This window comes from Terriglobales bacterium, assembly GCA_035567895.1.
Taxonomy (GTDB): Bacteria; Acidobacteriota; Terriglobia; order Terriglobales; family Acidobacteriaceae; genus Gp1-AA112.
The window spans coordinates 74,650-94,268 of record DATMPC010000059.1 but is presented as its reverse complement, the minus strand read 5'-3'; the positions used below and the strand labels follow the sequence as shown (position 1 = coordinate 94,268).

General features: G+C 55.6%; 12 protein-coding genes. 5 read left to right on the top strand and 7 right to left on the bottom strand.

Features of this window, described 5'->3' with window-relative positions:
• Positions 1-94 precede the first annotated feature (94 nt).
• From VNX88_13410 to ggt, 5 genes are all read right to left on the bottom strand, one after another.
• Positions 95-310 (bottom strand): hypothetical protein, encoded by a 216-nt coding sequence (locus tag VNX88_13410; GenBank protein ID HWY69661.1) that lies wholly within the window; start codon positions 308-310, stop codon positions 95-97.
• A gap of 104 nt (positions 311-414) precedes the next feature.
• Entirely contained in the window at positions 415-1,842 is a 1,428-nt protein-coding gene (locus VNX88_13405; protein HWY69660.1) for a DUF58 domain-containing protein, read from the bottom strand.
• Positions 1,832-2,446 carry a DedA family protein gene (locus VNX88_13400; protein ID HWY69659.1) on the bottom strand — a complete coding sequence of 205 codons (615 nt, stop codon included), beginning with the start codon at positions 2,444-2,446 and terminating at the stop codon, positions 1,832-1,834. Before VNX88_13400 ends, VNX88_13405 begins: the two co-directional genes overlap by 11 nt.
• 60 nt (positions 2,447-2,506) lie before the next feature.
• Positions 2,507-3,439, bottom strand: coding sequence for an alpha/beta hydrolase (locus VNX88_13395; GenBank protein HWY69658.1), 933 nt, complete (start codon positions 3,437-3,439; stop codon positions 2,507-2,509).
• A 140-nt stretch (positions 3,440-3,579) separates the two neighbouring features.
• Positions 3,580-5,238, bottom strand: coding sequence for a gamma-glutamyltransferase (gene ggt, locus VNX88_13390; GenBank protein HWY69657.1), 1,659 nt, complete (start codon positions 5,236-5,238; stop codon positions 3,580-3,582).
• 552 nt (positions 5,239-5,790) lie between these two features.
• Between ggt and VNX88_13385 the strand changes: the two genes are divergently transcribed.
• The 5 genes from VNX88_13385 (at position 5,791) to VNX88_13365 (ending at position 13,967) form a co-directional block, all read left to right on the top strand.
• Complete coding sequence (locus VNX88_13385; GenBank protein HWY69656.1) at positions 5,791-8,622, top strand: ATP-binding protein; 2,832 nt, start codon at positions 5,791-5,793, stop codon at positions 8,620-8,622.
• On the top strand, positions 8,615-10,060 hold the full coding sequence (locus VNX88_13380) for a sigma-54 dependent transcriptional regulator (GenBank protein ID HWY69655.1): 1,446 nt from the start codon (positions 8,615-8,617) through the stop codon (positions 10,058-10,060). Before VNX88_13385 ends, VNX88_13380 begins: the two co-directional genes overlap by 8 nt.
• 108 nt (positions 10,061-10,168) lie before the next feature.
• Positions 10,169-10,963 (top strand): ABC transporter permease, encoded by a 795-nt coding sequence (locus tag VNX88_13375; protein HWY69654.1) that lies wholly within the window; start codon positions 10,169-10,171, stop codon positions 10,961-10,963.
• Positions 10,964-11,239: 276 nt separating this feature from the next.
• Positions 11,240-12,067: an ATP-binding cassette domain-containing protein gene (locus tag VNX88_13370; protein HWY69653.1), complete on the top strand. Its 828-nt coding sequence runs from the start codon at positions 11,240-11,242 to the stop codon at positions 12,065-12,067.
• Between the two features lie 139 nt (positions 12,068-12,206).
• Entirely contained in the window at positions 12,207-13,967 is a 1,761-nt protein-coding gene (locus VNX88_13365; protein ID HWY69652.1) for a DUF885 domain-containing protein, read from the top strand.
• A gap of 292 nt (positions 13,968-14,259) precedes the next feature.
• Here the strand turns inward: VNX88_13365 and malQ are convergent, their stop codons facing one another.
• Complete coding sequence (malQ, locus tag VNX88_13360; GenBank protein ID HWY69651.1) at positions 14,260-15,813, bottom strand: 4-alpha-glucanotransferase; 1,554 nt, start codon at positions 15,811-15,813, stop codon at positions 14,260-14,262.
• Positions 15,810-19,193, bottom strand: a complete 3,384-nt coding sequence (gene treS / locus VNX88_13355) for a maltose alpha-D-glucosyltransferase (GenBank protein HWY69650.1) — start codon at positions 19,191-19,193, stop codon at positions 15,810-15,812. The genes malQ and treS overlap by 4 nt, the downstream gene beginning before the upstream one ends.
• Positions 19,194-19,619: the final 426 nt, after the last annotated feature.

The following is a 19,619-nucleotide window of genomic DNA, read 5'->3' as shown; positions in this document are numbered from 1 at the left end:
GGGAGCCGAGTCGGATTCTAACACCGGATTCGACCCCTACTTCCGCAGTATCCGCAGTAAACAACGATCTCTCAAGCTTCGAGAAAGAAGGCGCTCACACGGCTAAGGGAAGATAGTGGACGCGGTCGGTGGTGTTGCGGATCCAACTGGCTACAGGCGTCCGCAAAGAAAAGTGCATCTGGATGTCTTCCATATCCAGGGTACGCCACTCTCCACGTTCCGGACGGAATTGCACATGCCCATCAACGATGCGGTATTCATTGTAGGTATTGTGAAATTCCAGGCGAAATGAAGGCAGATATTCATCCATGGCAATTCACCGCTCTCAATTGACGGTTGCTTACTTTGGATGTCAAGTTGTGCCAACTGGGAGGCATTCCTGGGTATTTTTTGCAGTCTGGACAGAGTAGCCGTTCAAACGTTCTCACTTGAGGTCGTGATGCTTCCGCTCGTATTTCCGATAAAGATGAAGTAAGAACTGGTCCAGAGCTGCGTCGGAATTGAGCCTCTCTGCCGCGCGGTGATCACAAGGTTGTACGCGTCACGTGAAGCCAGCGTTTCCAGAGGAAGCTTCTGAGCCGCGGGTTGAGCAACCGCGAGATGTCGCAGAAAGCTGAGTGCCTGCTGTGGGCCAACACCTAAATACCCTGGGGCAGCGAAGCTGATGTCGGTAGTGCCGTCAGCAAAGTGCCAGGCAAGCGACGCGGCTAATTTGATTGCCGATTCGTAGTCTTCGGACTTCACTTCTCCCGGCGCGGGATTGTCGAAGACAATCTTGAGCTTACGTTCGTCCTCGCGCGTGAATTCGCGAACCATCACAGTTTGCGCGCGCGCGGTGGCTTTCCAGTGAATGTGTCTAGCCGCATCTCCGGCGGCGAACTCGCGCAAGCGGTACAAGTCGTATCCCCGGCCCGCCACAAACATCTCAAACTCACCTCGTAGCGTAGGCAGGATTGTGAGGAATTGCTCGGTCTCCTCCACTTCAGGCAGAACGATCAACTCGCGCTCGAACGCAATAATGCGCGTCTTAGTCAGAAAGGAAAATGGAAAACGCGTTGCCAGGCCAAGGCCGCTCTGCGCGTATCGCCCGCGGCGCGGAAACTTCAATTCCACCGGGGCCGATTCGGAATGATGAGAGCGCACGTGCGGAAAGTAGACCGGGGAGTTGAGGATCGGTTCCGCGGGCGCCCGAGGAGGCACGGGCCTGAGTTGAAGATCCGGCAAGCGAAACCACTGCCTGGCCGACGGACGGAATGGAGGAATTCCCAGTTCGGTCCGCTGCCACTTCCATTTTCGGCGCTGACTCGGCTTCTCTGGAACTACGCTTACCGAGAACGACGGCAAGCGCCCGTCGTTGCGAACCGTGACACTCCCAATGCAAGGTTTGCCGGCAAAAACATTCTCGGGCAAGGCGACTTTGAGATTTAGTCCAAATAGAACGATGGTGGAGGATATGCCTGAAACCAATACTGCGGCGAGCATAGCCGCGACCACAATGAAGAGAAGGTTGTTGGCGGTATTGAGGGCAGCGATTCCGATTACTATCACGGCCAAAATATAGGCAACACCTTCGCGCGTGAGTTCATAACGCACATTGAAGCGCAATCGCTCCAAAGCGACGCGCCGTGCCAGAAAGGGAATCGTCGCGATCCCAACAACTCCGGCCGTCAGCAGCGCCAGTGAAGCTGTAATCGCCGTGCCAAGAACATTGCCTTCATCTCGAAAGCTTGTAGAGAGGATGGCAAAAGCGAACGAGAAGATGAGTCCGAGCAGGGCTACAAAGAAGCGCGCCCAGGCTTCGCGGTCGAGGTTCTCGAAGAGTGTCGCAACTCTATTTGGCACGTGCTACCTTTTTGCGCTTGCGCTCGCGCCGCCACAGGACCAGCAGTACTACCACAGCAACGGCGGCCAGAACTATCTGGAAGTCTTCCAGCTCAGTCATCAGCCACTCCCATCGGCTCCCGAAGAAGTAGCCGAGGGACGCCACTACGCTCACCCAAAGCACCGCGCCCAGGAAGTTGAACAACACGAATTTCTTCCAGGGCATCTTCAGCACGCCTGCCAAAGGGCCGGCAATGATGCGCATACCAAAGACAAAGCGCGCGAAGAGCACCGTTATGCTGCCGTAACGCGCAAAGAACTGCTCACCACGGCGCAAGTGTTCTTCGGAGATGCGAAAGATCCGTCGCTGACGATCAAGCAGCGGCCGACCGCCACGATAGCCAATCCAATAGCCGAGGTTATCGCCAATCGTGCAGGCGACTACACCCACGATAATGATCCCCCAAAGCGTAAGCCGATGCTCCGAAAATGCCAGAAAAGCGGCAAAGAGCAGCGTGGTCTCGCCGGGCAGAGGAATGCCGGCATTCTCGAGCAGCAAGATGACGGCTACGGTCCAGTAACCATACTCAGCAAAGTACTTCCGCAGCAGCTCGTGCAGGTGCATTGGTTGAAGTGAGAATAGCAGGGGAGGTTTTTGTCTGGAGAACGGGGAACCACAGAGTACTTACTTGAGTAATTCCCCGCCGCGAGGATTTCTTCCCTCGGCGTGCCAGGTATCATCCCCCTGTCCAACCCTTGAGGGTTCTCCCCCCAGATAATCCAGGAGGATACGATTGAATTCCTGAGGAGCTTCTTCATAAGGAAGGTGGCCGATGCCGCGCATCACCACCATCTCGGCACCAAGCGCTTTTTGGAGTTGATATCCAGATTCAATCTCCACCACAGGATCACGGTCTCCCCAGATGAGAAGGGTTGGAATCCCGGCGAGCGTAGTCAGTTGATCGCTCAACCCTTCAATATCCTCATTGAATGTTTCCAGGCAGGAAAGCAGGTACTGGGTGGTCCCTTTTTCCCTTAGGGGACGCGCATAACCGATGCCGGTGCCGGCAGCCATGCCTCTCGGATTTGCATACATGCGACCGATTCCATAGTCCCAAATACGGCCGGGGGTGAAAGGGGCTAAACGAATAAACATCCTGCCTACGGAACTCAAATAAAACTTCACAACTGCCCGGTACTGGCGGGCAAAGGGATTCGCGGGCGAGACCAGGAGCAATCGTTCGAAGCGCTCCGGAGCGAGTGCGGCCAGCCTCAATACGACTGAGCCTCCATGGGAGCTGCCAAGGATACTCGCACGCTGAAGCCCTAAGCTCTCAAGAAACTCGGCAAGGCGGCGTGCGGTGGCAAATAGTGAACCATCCATTCCAGCTATGCGTTCCGAAGACTCAACGCTCATTAGATCCGGCACGAACACGCGGAACTCGCGCATCAGTTCGGGACAATTGAAGCGAAAAGAGAATGATGACGCGGCAATTCCATGCACGAGAAGCAGCGGACGGCCCTTGCCCCCTACGAGATAACGAAGATGTCCACCCGAAATAGTCGCCCAGCGCTCTTCCATTCCATCGAAGATTGGCCGTGAATGCTTGGAGGGCATAGTAACTGGCTAGTATCAAAAAAAAATCAGGATTGCAGCTGGCTGGCAACTCAGAAGCAGCAGCTTACCTCCAACTCCATACGTATCGCCTCTGTCGCTTCTGTTTGGGGAGCTGAATAAGCTCCCCGTTTTTTTGTCTGCTACTGCGGAAACTCCGGCGGCTCAACTTCAGCCGATCCATCAGCCCGGGGATCTGAAGCAGCGAAATTCATCTTCTTACTCGAGTCATGAAGAATCGCCTGTCCGCGTCCCATCCGCGCGGAATATTCCTTACGCACTTCCAAGTCGTGTCCCTTTGCGCGCAGTGCATCGATTACTTCAGGCTTTACCCGGCTCTCGATTGGTATGTGGCAGAAGCTGCTTCCGACGGTGAATCGGGGCGCCGAAAGAGCTCCCTGAATATTCATTCCATAGTCCACCAGGTTGGAAACAAATTGAGCATGGGCAAGAGGCTGATTCGAACCTCCCATGATGCCAAACCCAATGTGTTGATCACCCTTCTCCATGAAGGCGGGAATAATCGTGTGATACGGCCGCTTGCGTCCAGCGAGGACGTTCGGGTGTGCCGGATCAAGGACAAACAGCCCACCACGATTCTGTAAAGGAAATCCCATTCCTTTCACGACCACCCCAGAGCCGAACTCGGAGTAATTGCTATTGATCCAAGAAACAATGTTCCCGTCGCGATCGACGGTGGTCAGATATGTGGTGTCGCTTCCAACTGGCACTCCGGCGCCGTAATCGCAATGCGCCTTGTTGGGATCGATCAGTCTTGCGCGTTTGGCCGCGTACTCCTTTGAAAGCAGGCCCACGGTCGGCACTAGTGAAACTCGAGGATCCGCCAGGTAGCGCTGCAAATCGGCATAAGCTAACTGCATCGCTTCGATCTTTTTGTGCATTTCCGCAGTGCCCTGCGGCCCATCGGGCGCTGCCGGCGTCTGTTCCATGATGTTGAGCATGGACAGTGCGGCCATGCCCTGCCCATTCGGAGGAAGTTCGTAGACCCGCCAGCCCCGATATTCCGTGGAGATCGGTTCCACCCATTCCGGGGCAAACTGCGCAAGATCGTCGGCCGTCATGGTGCCGCCGAGTTCGTTTGAGGTGGCAATCAGCGCCTGTCCGATCTCTCCTCTGTAGAAGGAATCGGGTCCTCGATCCGCCAAGACACGAAGTGTCCGGGCATAATCAGGATTCTTGAAGAGTGCTCCCAATTCCGGAGCGTGTCCATTAGGCAAGAACACCCGTTTGCCTTCGTCGGTGAAATTTGCGTTTGACCAGGCGTCATGGATGATCTCCGGGACCGCATATCCGTTCTCAGCGTAGTAGATAGCCGGCTGAAACAGATCCCGCCACGGAAGTTTGCCAAAGCGCTTGTGCATCGCCGCCCATCCTGCAACCGCACCTGGAACCGTGACGCTGTCGATCCCATGCCTCGGCATCTGATTGATACCCTCCTTGGAACGCAAGTGTTCGGGCGTGAGGGCCTTCGGCGCCCATCCGCTGGCGTTGATGCCCGACAGCTTGCCCGTCTTGGCGTCCCAGTAAATCGCAAACATGTCTCCGCCGATGCCATTCATCATCGGCTCGGTCACCGAAAGCACCGCGTTCGCAGCAATGGCCGCATCGACCGCAGTTCCGCCTTGAGCAAGCACTCTCGCTCCGGCCTGGGACGCCAAATAGTGGCTCGTGGCGACGATGCCTTTGGGCGTGATCACCATAGACCGGCCATAAGCACGATCCTGGGAAGAAGCGAAAGTGGAGACGAGGAGCGTCATCGCGAAGAGGGTAAATGGTCGCATAGGTTGTCGGACCAGAAGCTAAATGGAAACCACAGGAAGAAACAAGTGCGGAAGAACAAGGGTGACGGCTCTTCGCTTCGCAAGAACAGCGAGGAAAAGCAGCGATTATTGGAAGTTGAGGCCCAAAATCGTCGATTTCTGCCCAGAACTTCAAAAAATCGCCGCCAGTCAGGGAATTAAGAGGGATTGCAACAGTTTTCTCTCTAAGTAGCTAAAAACATGTAACTTACGACTATTTATTGCTACAACCCCCAGAAATAATAGCGAATTACCACGGAATTTCTTGCCCCAAAATGGAACAATCAACCAGGTGCTGCCATCCCCCACCGCCCGAGTACCTAACCGCAAGTTACGCGCCCCTATGTTTTTTCATAGGGGGGTCCCAATATGCATACTGCTGTTCCTATTCCCAGAATATAATGGGCGCAAGTCCCTACTTTCCCAAGGTTTAGACAAATCTTGAAGGATCATCCGTTGGCACCTGAGTTGCTTATTGCCGAGAGAGAAGCAAGCGAGCCTTCCAACGGGCACGCGCGCCCTCGGTATGAGCGCATGACCAGGGAATCCCAACTGCGAGCCGCAGCCGTTGTGCTGGCACTGTGCACTGTCGCAGTGATCGTGTTTGGGGTTATCAACTTCCAGAAAGAGCGGGAATACGTTGTTCCTGATGACGGCGTGTGGTGGCTGGAGAGTAGAGGCCAACTCTACGCCGAACGAGTAACTCCCCTCGGCCCAGGCGAGCGTGCCGGACTCAAAGCAGGCGATCAGCTTGCCGATATCAATGGAAGACCCATTCACTCCGCGGCCGACCAAGTCCGCAGCCTCGTTCGAACAGGAGCTTACTCGAAGGCGACATACGGGGTAGTTCGCGGCGGTGTACGCGTTGAAGCTCCCGTGATCCTTGTGCCCGCCGACAAGTCGCTGAACCTTGGGCTGCGCTTGATCGCGCTGATTTACCTCGGAATCGGCCTGTATGTTCTGTTGCGACGTTGGTCCGCTCCGAAGTCGTCTCACTTCTTCGTCTTCTGTCTGGCCTCGTTCGTTCTTTATGCCTTCCATTACACAGGCAAGCTAAACGGATTCGACTGGATTATTCGCTGGTCGAGTGTCACCGCGAGCGCGCTGCAGGCGGCACTGTTCTTGCATTTCGCGCTCACCTTCCCCGAGCCTAAGGAGTGGTTACGGCGCCGCAGTTGGCTAGTACCTCTGCTGTACGTTCCCGGCGCGTTCACAGTCGCCGTCAACGTTTTGGCGATCATGAAGTTTGCGCCCAGTGAGCGTCTTCTGTGGAACCTGAACCGGCTCGACATCGTCTACTCAACCGTTTGTTTCGTTCTCGCGGCCATCGTGCTGGTCGATACATATCGCGAGAGCAAGACGCCGCTCTTGCGGCAGCAGATGAAGTGGGTAACGCGCGGAACGATCCTCGCAATCGCGCCTTACACCATCTTCTACGTGATTCCTTATCTCCGCGGCATAGACCCGAGCCCCACAATGAAGGTCTCGGTCCTCTCGCTGGTGTTCCTGCCTCTGACGTTTGGATACGCAATCATCCGCTATCGCTTGATGGACGTTGACCTGATCTTCAAGCGTGGCATGACGTATACGCTCGCCACGGCAATCGTCACTTTGCTGAACCTGCTGGTGATCGGAGTCGTCGCCGAAAAGGTGCACTCGAACCTGCCGAATGCAGGTGAGTGGGGATTGATTGTTGCAGTCGTAATTACCGCGCTTCTCTTTGACCCAATCAAGCGCGTCATCCAACAGCGCCTTGACCGCGTCTTCTACCGCAAGCGCTACGACTATCGACGCACGCTGGTGGAGTTCGCGCGTGACCTCAACTCTGAAACCGATCTGCGGGCCATGCTTTCAGCGGTAGTTGATCGGCTTTCGCACACGCTTCTCGTCGATCGCGTCGCGGTCTTTCTCGCCAGTGAAAAGCCGGAAGACTTAGAGAAGTTCTTCCTGGCAAAGTCGTTCGGTATCTCCTCCGCACAAAACCTGGAGCTTGATTTTCTCGGCAGACTCGCGAGCCAGAAAGCGCCAGCACATCTGTTCTTCGAGAACACTCATCACGTGCTGAACGCAAGTCCGGCGGCGCAGGCAACAATTGCGAAGCTGGAGCTGAACTACTACATCCCGTGTCGCGTCCAGAACCGTACTATTGCCGTGCTTGGTATGGGCAAGACCGTCGAAAGCGACTACCTGTCCAGCGAGGACGTGGAACTCCTCGAGACGTTATCCGCATATATCGGCATCGCCATCCAGAACGCGCGACTCTACGCTTCCCTGCAACAGCGCATCGCCGCATACGAGCGACTGAAAGAATTCAACGAAAACATTGTTGAATCGATCAGCGTCGGTGTCCTAGCGGTGGATCTGGCCGACCGCGTCGAGTCGTGGAACTCGCAGATGGAAGTGATGTACGCGAAGCCGCGAGCGCAGGCGCTCGGGCGCCCGCTGAGTGAGATATTCCCTTCAGCGTTCGTGGAAGAGTACTACCGCGTTCGCCAGTCGCCGGGCATTCACAACTTTTACAAATTCAGACTCAACACGCCAATGGGCGAGAGCCGGGTTGCAAATATCGCGATCGCGCCATTGGTTACGCGCCAGTTCGAAGTGGTTGGGCGCATCATCATCGTAGACGACATCACCGATCGCCTCGAACTGGAATCGCAGCTCAGCCAGGCGGAAAAGATGTCATCGATCGGTCTGCTGGCCGCAGGCGTTGCCCACGAAGTCAACACGCCCCTTGCCGTCATTTCGTCTTATTCGCAATTACTCGCTAAACAGCTCCAAGGCGACGAGAAGCGTTCCGCGATTCTGGAGAAAATCGCGCAACAAACGTTCCGCGCCTCGGAGATCGTCAACAGTCTGCTCAACTTCTCGCGCACGAGCGGCAGCGAGTTCCAACTTGTCGATTTGAACCGCGTCATTCAGGACACACTTACATTGCTCGAGCACCAGTTCAAAACGGGAAGAGTGCACATCCACAGCGACCTGTACCGAGAACTTCCCGGCATTATGGGCAACAGCGGCAAGCTGCAGCAGGTCTTCCTGAACCTCTTCCTGAACGCTAAGGATGCAATGCCCAACGGCGGCACGCTAAAGGTCAGCACTGAGAACGGTGATGGAGTGCGAGTCGTAATATCCGATACGGGCTCGGGCATCGCGCCAGAGCACTTGAATCGCATCTACGATCCCTTCTTCACGACAAAGGTGAAGCCCGGAGAAGGACAGCGTCGCGGCACCGGACTGGGACTTTCCGTTAGCTATGGAATCATCCAGGAGCATGCAGGCAAGATTCAGGTAGACAGCCGTCCGGGGCAAGGCACGACATTTGCGCTCGAATTTCCCATGATGAGAAAGGCAGTCAATGTCTGAGGCAGCAGTATCCGCCGTAATGGCGCGACGACACATGCACCAAGTTGAACCCGCGACTGGCTCGATCCTGATCATCGACGACGAAGCCGCCATCCGCGAGTCGCTCGAGACACTGCTGGCAATCGAAGGCTACAGCGTAGAAACCGCTCGAACCGCTGAAGAAGGGCTCGCAATGCTGGCCGGTTCACCGCGCGATCTTGTCCTTCTCGACTTCGCTCTTCCCGACCGCAACGGACTTGAAGTGCTGGATGAGTTGCGGCAACGCGATCCTGGTCTGCCGGTGATCATGATCACCGCCTACGGGACCGTGGAAAATGCAGTCAAAGCAATTCAGGCGGGCGCCACCAACTTTATCCAGAAGCCCTGGGACAACGAGAAGCTGCTTGCCGATGTGCGCGCGTCCATCTCGCGCTTGCGTATGGAGGAAGAGAATCGGCAACTGAAGCGCGCTCTGAAGCAGCGCTACAACTTCGAAAATATCATCGGCAAGAGCGAGCCGATGCTGAAGATCTTCGACCTGGTCGCTCAGGTTGCTCCCAGCCGCTCAACCGTTCTCATCCAGGGAGACAGCGGCACCGGAAAAGAACTCATCGCAAAAGCCATTCATGCAAGTTCGCCACGCAAGGACGGACCGTTTGTTCCCGTAAATACCGGCTCCATGCCGACGGAACTGCTCGAGTCCACGCTATTCGGTCACGTAAAGGGCGCGTTTACCAGCGCGATCGCTTCCAAGAAGGGCCTGTTTGAAGTTGCTCACAAAGGCACGCTTTTCCTGGACGAAATCGGCACCATGAGCGTTGATACTCAGGCGAAGATCCTGCGTGTTCTGCAGGATCGCCGATTCATGCACCTTGGCGGCGTTCAGGAAGTCCAGGTAGATGTCCGCATCATCGCTGCCACGAATGTCGATCTGAAGCAGCTAGTGAAAGAAGGTAAGTTTCGCGAGGATCTCTATTACCGCCTGAACGTCATTAGCGTTAACCTTCCGCCACTGCGCAATCGCATGGAAGACGTTCCGCTGCTCGTCAATCACTTCCTGGGTCGCTTTTCGGAGGAGAACGGTCTTCCTACCCGCCACTTCACAGCAGAGGCGATGCGCCCCATGCTCAACTATGCCTGGCCCGGCAATGTGCGCGAACTTGAAAACGTGATTGAACGCGCGGTTGTTCTTTCTTCGGGCGTCCACATCAGCGTCGACCTTTTGCCCGATTCAATTCTCGGCGAGAGTTCGATTCCGGTGCTAGCCGAAGAGTCGTCCAGCGCATCGCTCTTCGACATCATGGAAGAGTGCGAGCGGCGTGTGATCATTGGAATGCTCGAAAAATGCTCGTGGAACCAAACCGAAGCTGCCGAGCGATTCCGTATCCCACTGTCAACGCTGAACCAGAAGATCAAGCGCCTCAGCATCGAGGTACGCAAGCGCGGACGGGAGAATTAGGGCCTAGAGACGCAGCATGCTGCGTCTCCACGATCGTAGGTGTCCTCTGTTGACTGTTCCCTATTCTCTGTTTTCACTGTAACCTGTCCTCTGTAGCCTGCCCAACACATGCCATTCCTGCAGACTCTGCTCACTTCGCCCGACGAAATTGTCAAAGAGAAGGTTCTTTCCGTTCAGGAATATTCGCTGCTCGCCGCGGAGGCCGTGGCGAATCTCTTTCGCCGCCCACGCTACTTTGCCGACATGCTGATGCAAATGGACTTCATCGGTGTGGGTTCACTTCCGATTGTTGTCCTGACCGGACTTTCCATTGGAGCGGTGCTCGCGCTGCAAACTTCAACTACTTTGCAGCAATTCGGTTCTATCTCTCTTACCGGTCAATTGGTGTCGTTCTCGATGATTAAAGAGATCGGCCCAGTGCTCACAAGCCTGATGCTTGCAGGGCGAGCCGCCACGGGAATGGCTAGTGAATTGGGATCGATGAAGGTGACGGAACAAATCGACGCGATGCGTGCGCTGGGGACCGATCCAGTAAAGAAGCTCGTGACGCCACGCGTAATTTCAACCGTGATCATGCTCTTTTTTCTGACGATTCTCTCCGACTTCATGGGCCTTTTCGGAGGATACACTGTTGCTGTCAGCCGATTGGGGCTCAGCACACGACAGTACTGGACGAGCACGTATCAGGCTCTGCAGTTTCCCGACGTTTTTCAGGGCCTGCTCAAACCGTTCTTCTTCGGCTTCATTATTGCCACCGTCGGCTGCTATTTCGGATTTTCTACTAAGGGTGGAACACAGGGAGTAGGACGCTCTACCACGCAGGCGATGGTTGCAGCCTCAGTGTTGATCTTGGTCGTCGACTTCTTCCTCACGCAATTGCTGATCGGGATTTTCGGAAGGTGAGACACTCGTTTTCGCTGTCATCCCTCGCTCCGCCACGACTCTGCCTGCGTTTCCAAGGAAATGGGTGCGGAGCGGGGGATCTGCTTTTCTGCTGCGTGGCCAAATGAAGGGAACAGCAGATCCCCCAGGCCGCACCAGCATCGATGGCACAATTGACGGCTACGCGAGCGGCCTGAGGGATGACAGTTTCAATCGTTTCCAGCCAGGAACGAAGAACCGCTGGCTAGCTGCGAATTCCGCAACCCTTCTGAGACTCGCTGAACCCGCAATTCGCTCATGACCACCGCGGCGATCACCAACGGCCTTCACCCTCCCGGCGAAGTCGTGCTCGAATTCAAGGATGTTGAATTGGGCTTTGACCAGCACCTCGTGCTGCGTGGGATCTCGTTCCGCCTGCATCGTGGCGAAACGAAAATTCTCTTTGGCGTTGCCGGATCCGGAAAGAGCGTGATCCTAAAGCTCGCGATGGGTCTTTTGAAGCCAGATGCCGGCACGATTACCGTGTTGGAAAATGAAGTCAGTTCGATGCCGGAGAACAAGCTGTTCGAGCTTCGCCGTCGAATTGGAATGGTTTTCCAGGAAAGCGCACTGTTTGACTCGTTGACTGTGGAAGAAAACGTTGCGTTCCGCCTCATTGAGGAGCACATACCACCTGACGAGATTCGTGAACGGGTTACGGAAGCTCTCCGCTTCGTGGAACTCGAACACACCTTGCAGAAGTTTCCTTCCGAATTGTCCGGCGGCATGCGCCGCCGCGTTGCCATCGCGCGCGCCATCGTTACTCAGCCAGAGATCATTTTGTACGATTCGCCCACTGGCGGCCTCGATCCGATCACTTCTACTACGATTGTCGAGTTGCTCGTCAAGCAGCGCGACGTCTACCAAACTTCCGCACTAATGGTTACGCATCGCCTTCAGGACGGCTTCACGATGGCAACACATTATTACGATCAACAAAAAGGCCAGATGGTTCCGGTACGAGATTCGGGCATCAATACCAACACTTCATTCCTGATCTTGAGGGATGGCAAGGTAATCTTCGACGGCGGTGGACATGAAATTGCCGCCAGCACCGACGAATACATTAGGGAATACATTTCGTAAGGCACCGCCCACAGTGCTTCGCCCCACGCTGGCACTAGCCATCGGACTTCGGCACAGAACAGGCGATCGGTCCTTGTCCCATCATCCAAGACGCAGCTTCGTCTTTCCATACAATGTTCCTTTTCCAAGGACCTACGCAATGAAGACTCTCGTATTCATGATCCTGGTGGTTTCCTGTGTCTTTGCTCAACAGCCCGCACCGAGAACTACGCCACAAGCCTCCGGAGACGCAGCATTCCGTAAACTTGCCGATAAGTACTTCGACGAGGTTTATTTCAAATTCAATCCGACGCAGGGAACCGCGGCCGGATTTCATCAGTACGACGCGCAATTTGAAGATCTTTCCTCGCAAAACATCGGCGCTGAGGTTGGAGCCCTTTATCGCTTCCGCGCTCTTTTCGATCAACTCGACCCAGGCAGGCTGTCACCCGAGACTCGAGCCGACCGGGACCTGCTGATCTCAAACATCATGGGAACTCTTCTCGCGCTGGAAAAGATTCGCCCCTGGGAATTGAATCCTGACATTTACTCCAGCTCGACCGCTGCGAGCGCGTTCACGATCATGAGCCGTAAGTATGCTCCAGCTGACGAACGTCTAAAGTCATTGACCGAACGCGAGCGGAAGATGCCCGCTATGCTAGATGAGGCGCGCAGAAACTTAAAGAATCCTCCGCGAATTTATACCGAAGTGGCTCTGGAGCAAATCCCAGGCATCATCGGGTTCTTCCAGAAGGATGTGCCCGAGGCGTTTGCTGAGGGCAAAGATCCCGCAATCAAACAGGCGTTCAACAACGTAAATTCCCAGTTGATTGATGCGCTCAAGAAATATGAGCAGTACCTGAAGACTGAAGTCCTCCCGCATTCAAATGGCGACTTCAAGATCGGTGCCGACAACTACCGCAAGAAGCTTTTGTATGACGAAATGGTGGATACGCCGCTGGAGCGTCTACTTGAAATCGGTACGGCTGACCTGCACAAGAATCAGCAAGAGTTCAAGCGCGTAGCAGCTGAAATCGACGCAAGCAAGACTCCACGGCAGATTCTCGAAGAGCTGGAGAGCGATCATCCCGCTCCGAATGAGCTACTGCAGGCGTTTCGTGCTACTTTCAGCAGCTTGCGCGGCTTCATCGAAACGAAGCGCATCATCACCATTCCCTCACCTGTGCTCCCCACCCTCGAAGAAACCCCGCCCTTCGAGCGCGCTCTCACTACGGCTTCGATGGATACTCCCGGTCCCTACGAGTCAGTTGCGAAGGAGGCTTACTTCAACGTCACACTCCCCGAAGCGAATTGGGCGAAGGAGCAGGTCGACGACTACATGAGCGGCTTCAATCGCGGAACGATCATCAGCACGGCGGTTCATGAGACTTATCCGGGGCACTACGTCCAATTTCTCTGGATGAAGGATGCTCCCTCCAAAGTGCGCAAGCTACTCGGCTCAGGCACCAACGCGGAAGGATGGGCGCATTACTGCGAGCAGATGATGCTCGATGAGGGATATGGGCAGCCCGGTGCCGGAGCGCGCGACGACCGCGAAGCAAAGATGCTGAGGCTAGGACAACTGCAAGACGCGCTATTACGCAATGCCCGCTTTATCGTCGGAATCAAAATGCACACCGGACAAATGACCTTCGATGAAGCCAAGGAGTTCTTCGTAACTGAAGGCTATCAAGTGCGATCCGTCGCAGAAAAGGAAGCTAAGCGTGGGACGAGTGATCCCACGTATCTCGTATACACACTGGGCAAACTCCAAATCATGAAGCTGCGCGATGATTACAAGAAAATGAAAGGCGATCAGTTCAGCCTGGAGGAGTTCCACAACGCATTTATGCGCCAGGGATTTCCGCCGATCAAGATTGTGCGGCAGGCTCTGCTTGGGAATGATTCGCCGACGTTGTAGCGGGCATCGCCACCGATGAGCGCCGAAGGCGCGCCATTCTTGTAGCCCCTGTGCGACCGAGCCATGGGAATGTGCCGTCGGATTTGATCCGAGCCCGGAGGGCGGCATTCATTTTGAATTGCGCGATACAGGCGAACACACGGTCGAGAATGCCGCCCTACGGGCTCACGATATTTTTCCATCTCAGCACCCCATGGCTCCGCCGCACATGGGCTACAAGAATGACGCGCCTTCGGCGCTGATTGCCGCATTCAAAGGCTGAACAGCCGCGTTTTCGGCAGTGATTCGTTCATCAAACTGGTAATCGATCGCATATTGTGGTCATTTCCCGTAAATGGCTGGCCTCATCGACTGTGAGCTGTTCGCCACGAAATCGCCAGCGCCAGTTGCCAGTCGCGGTTCCGGGAACATTCACGCGGGCTTCGCTTCCCGCGCCAAGCACGTCTTGCAGCGGGAAAACGACGGTATCGGCAACTGAGGCCATGAGGGTGCGAATGAAAACCCAGTTGATCCCATCGGCGGCAGAGTTCACACATCTGTCTTCGAGGTTTAGATAAGCGCGGGTAAATTCGCGTTCCTTGCGGATGTCTTCTTCGCTACGGATACTTCCCTCTCCCGGCTTCGAAGTCCACCAGCCGATGACTGTGTTGTTGTCATGCGTGCCGGTGTACGCAACGATGTTCCGAGGATAATTGTGCGGACGAAAGCTTGGGCCCTGAGGATCATTCCCAAAAGCAAATTGAAGGATCGCCATTCCAGGAAACCCGAAGCGTTCGCGAATCGCTTCCACTTCTGGAGTGATCACGCCGAGATTCTCAGCAAGAATCGGCAAGTGACCCAGCTTCGCTTCGACTACCGCAAACAGCTCCGCCCCAGGTCCCTTCATCCACCTCCCATTCTGGGCTGTCTTGTCGCCACCGGGGACTTCCCAGTAAGCCTCAAAGCCGCGAAAGTGGTCGACTCGCAGCATGTCGAACATGCGAAACGCAGCGCGGAAGCGCTTGACCCACCAGGAATAACCGTCGGCAGCCGCGCGCTCCCAGCGGTAGATGGGGTTCCCCCATAATTGACCCGTTGCGCTGAAGTAGTCAGGAGGGACACCGGCGACTTTCGTCGCGTTTCCACGATCATCAAGATGGAAGTATTCCGGATGGGCCCACACATCGGCGCTGTCGTGCGCGACGTAGATTGGCAAGTCGCCCATCATGCGGATCTTCTTCTGATGACAATACACCTTCAAAGATTGCCACTGCTCAAAGAAGACGAACTGAAGGAATTCCTGCTCGGCGATTTGCGACCAAAGTTCCTTGCGTGCGCGTTCCAGCGCGATTGATTCGCGCGATACGAACTCATGATCCCATTTCGGCCATGCCACGCCGCCGAATTTATCTTTCAATGCGCGGAAGAGCGCGTATTCGGCGAGCCAGTCGCGTTCCGCCTCTATAAATTGTGTGAAATCCCGCTTGCGGTGCTCGGGGGCGCCGCGTTGGAACTCCGCAAACGCTTTCGTTAACGTGGTTTGCTTGAACTGATTTACACGTTCGTACTCGACTTGCTCGGCGGAGAATTGCGGAAGGTCGTCAAGCTCCTGCGAGTCAAGCTGACCCTCATCAACCAACTGTGCCAGGCTGATCAGCGCAGGGTTTCCAGCAAACGCCGAGAAGCATTGGTACGGCGAATCGCCGTAACCGGTAGGGCCGAGTGGAAGCATCTGCCAGATTGACTGGCCGGCGCTGGCGAGGAAATCAGCGAACTCGTACGCTGCAGGGCCTAAGTCACCGATGCCGAATGGTCCAGGTAGCGATGTGGGGTGCAGAAGAATCCCGCTCGATCTGGGGAAGCTCACGGTTCCGATCCAAGGATTTCCAATATGCCCACAATCGGGATTCTCGTCCATTCCGGCCGATTCTGCAGATCGGAGAGCACTTCGATCATCCCGCGCTCCAGGAGATAAGCGTCAAGCAAAATGCGGAGTTCCTCACCGCGGATCATCAACAACGAGGAGACTCCCTCCGCCTGCAAATATCCATGCAGGTAAGCCGCTCCAACCCAGCGATACCAGAATCCAGCCCACTTGTGCAGTTGCGCGCTCGACTCCTTGGCTGGAACGATGCCTGGAACCTTCCCATACAGCACGGCGTGAGCCGCATAATGAAAAGAACGAAGCATTCCGGCTACATCGCGCAGCGGCGAGTACTTGATGCGACGCTCGCCAATTGAACGTCGTGGGTCACCTTCGAAGTCGATGAAGACAACATCCTTGCCGGTAAAGAGTACCTGCCCGAGATGGAAGTCTCCGTGAATACGCGTTCGCATGGTTGGAATGCGGCGGTCACGCAGCGGCTTCAGAAGCGAGCGCAGCTCTTCTTCACGAGCCAACAACTGTTCGGCTTCAGCCCGGACCTCTCCTTCAAATGTCCTTAAGCTGCTGCGCAGGCCGTTGAAGCATCGCGCAGCCTGACCAAGCATGCCGTGATAGAGGCCTTGTCGATAGAAATCGGTGAATGGCTCCGGAATGAAGGCAGGATATTGATTGCGCGCCAGCGCTAGATGCAGCTCGCCGGTCCGCTGTCCGAGAAGACAAGCTGAGTCGTGAAACGATCCCACAAGCTCTAACACGATCTGGGGAGGTTGCTCGCCTTCAAGTTCCAGAGGGCGCCCCTGTTTCACCTGGGCGAGACGTGGGTCGTCCTGTACAGTCAGTGCGCGCTCTAGAAAGAGTCCGAGATTATCGAGCGTATAGTCCCATCCATTGGCCTGGTGTGTGACATACGATTCCAGGATTGCAGTCGTCACCGGATCGCCTGCGCTGTTGCGATATTCGATATGTCCCGCCAGAGCTGGGGAATTGGCAAAACCCTCGGCCGTGAGCCACTCCAGAATCTCCTGCTCCGGATTCGGACCCGCTTCCAAACGGCGGTAGACCTTCATCATGAAGCGATCGCCAAAGTAGATCCCAGTATTATTCTGTGGCGCAGGGCGGGGCACAAAGGCTCCCAAATTAGGACGATCGCTTCCAAGAATCCGGCGGAACATTTTCGTGTGCGACCCGGTGAGTTCCCCGCGCAGTCCGCGAACCCGCCGCCGGCGTGAGATCGTGCCCAACAGAGCGTCGGGGAACAGACGGTCGCGGAAGCCACTGTATAGGAGGCCTTTGGTTCCATCGCTCGATTCGAGGTGGGCAAGAATAAACTCCGGCAGGTTGGCGACAACCTGATCCACTTCCGCACCTCGCGCCACTGAGAGCGGCAACTGGTAAATCTCTGGCTCGCCTTCGTCAAATTCCACACGCACTAACAGGAGATACGCGCTGGTTTCAGGCAAGTGCACTAGGTCGGCTAAATCCAAAGCGCGGATCCGACGGTTGCGGCTCAGGAACCATGGCCGGGAGCGGAGGAACGACGGCAACAGGCGCGCAAGGGCTGCCTGCACAGAGTCGGTGTAAACGTCTTCCCATGAAGTCAGGTGAATCGGACGTTCGCGTTGCTCGCCGGATCGCGATCCTGTGCTTTCGGTGGCGGCCTCTCCTGGTTCGAGTGTGAACCAGTAGAAGGCATGGGGACCAAGTGTGAGCAGGTACGGTCGCTCTGTTATCGGGGGAAACTCATTACCTCCGAACATCTCGACCAATTTGGAACCGGAGTAACTTCGCAAGTCGAGTTCTACCGGCTGGATGAACCTGGAGAGATTCGCGACCACAAGAATGCGCTCATTTTCATAAGCTCGAAAGAAAGCGAGGACCCGACGGTTCTCGGGTGTTAGAAATTCGAAGGTGCCACGGCCAAAAGCCTTGGAGCGTTTGCGCTGCGCCAGAATGCGCTTCATCCACCACAGCAGCGAGCTGCTGTTGTTCTGCTGAGCCTCAACATTCAGCGCCTCGTACCGATACTCGGGATCGATGATTACCGGCAGATAGAGCTTCTGCGGATTGGCGCGCGAGAATCCTGCGTTACGATCAGCAGTCCACTGCATGGGCGTGCGCACTCCATTGCGATCGCCGAGATAGAAGTTGTCGCCCATGCCGATCTCGTCGCCGTAATAGATGACTGGCGTTCCCGGCAAGGAGAGTAGCAGCGCGTTCATTAATTCGATCTTGCGGCGATCGTTTCCGAGCAGCGGCGCCAGGCGGCGACGGATGCCGAGATTGATCCGCATGGGACGGTCCTCGGCGTACATGCGATACATGTAATCGCGCTCTTCGTCGGTAACCATCTCCAGCGTGAGTTCGTCGTGGTTGCGCAAGAACAGCGCCCACTGGCAGTTCTCGGGTATCTGGGGCGTGAGTTGGAGGATGTCGACGATGGGATATCGGTCCTCCATGCGCACTGCCATGAAGAGGCGCGGCATCAGGGGAAAGTGGAAGGCCATCTGACACTCGTCGCCTTTCCCAAAATAGGCAATGGCGTCTTCCGGCCATTGGTTGGCTTCGGCAAGGATCATCCGGTCCTGGTACTTCGACTCGATATGCTGCCGCAGTTCTTTCAGGTACTCGTGCGTCTCCGGCAGGTTCTCACAGTTGGTGCCTTCACGCTCGAACAAATAGGGCACGGCGTCGAGTCGCAGCCCATCGACTCCCAGGTCCAGCCAGAAGTCCATCGCCTGGAGCATGGCCTTCCGCACCGGCGGATAGTCGTAGTTCAGGTCAGGTTGGTGCGCGAAAAAGCGATGCCAGTAATATGCCTTCGCTATCGGATCGTAGGTCCAGTTCGATGGCTCGAAATCTTTGAAGATAATCCGAGCCTCTTTGTATTTTTCTGGCGAATCGCTCCACACGTAGAAGTTTCGCCAATGCGATCCCGGCTTCGCCCGCCGCGAACGCTGGAACCACACATGCTGATCGGAGCTGTGATTGAGAACCAGCTCCGTGATTACGCGCAAGCCGCGGCGATGTGCCTGGCGAAGGAACGTCTCGAACTCGCGCAACGTGCCGTACGACGGATGAACGCTCGTGTAGTCGGCAATGTCATATCCGTCGTCCTTCCACGGCGACGGACAAAACGGGAGAATCCAGATCGCCGTTACGCCCAGATCTTGAATGTAATCCAGCTTTTGCGTCAGACCAGGAAAGTCACCCATTCCGTCGTCGACTGAGTCATAGAAGGAGCGGACGTGCACCTCATAGATGATCGCGTCCTTGTACCAGAAGGGATCGCCAACAACGGTCTGGGTAGGTCGCGTTAGGGTGGGCTCTGGCTTTAGGGCCGTGGTCTCTTGCTCACGCGGCATCCAAGTTCCTCAATTTGCAAACTTAGTAGGATGCTCCTTCACTGCAAAGTTCTGCATTGCAAGGAGTATCCCCCATTTCTTGCTCACTGACCATTCGACCACCGTATGGACAACTCGGCAACCAATTCGCGACCAACAAGGATGCACGACAGACAGCTCCAGCCCGACTGGGCAGACATTTGTAAAATCTTTCCGGAACTGTCGACTTCCGTACCCGGAACACGTCAATATGCTGGAAACGCCCAGGTCGGGAAACCGCTCGACAGCGCTTGCTTGCGACATTTAGCATTTAAGGTTCCCCCGAAAGCCCGAAAAGTCTTGGCTTTTGTCCACCGACACTAGCCAAGTCTGAACGCACTCTTAATTGGTTGTCATTGCAGGAGAACGCGCTCTTTGATCCTGCAGATATGTTGGGGGCTATGCGTG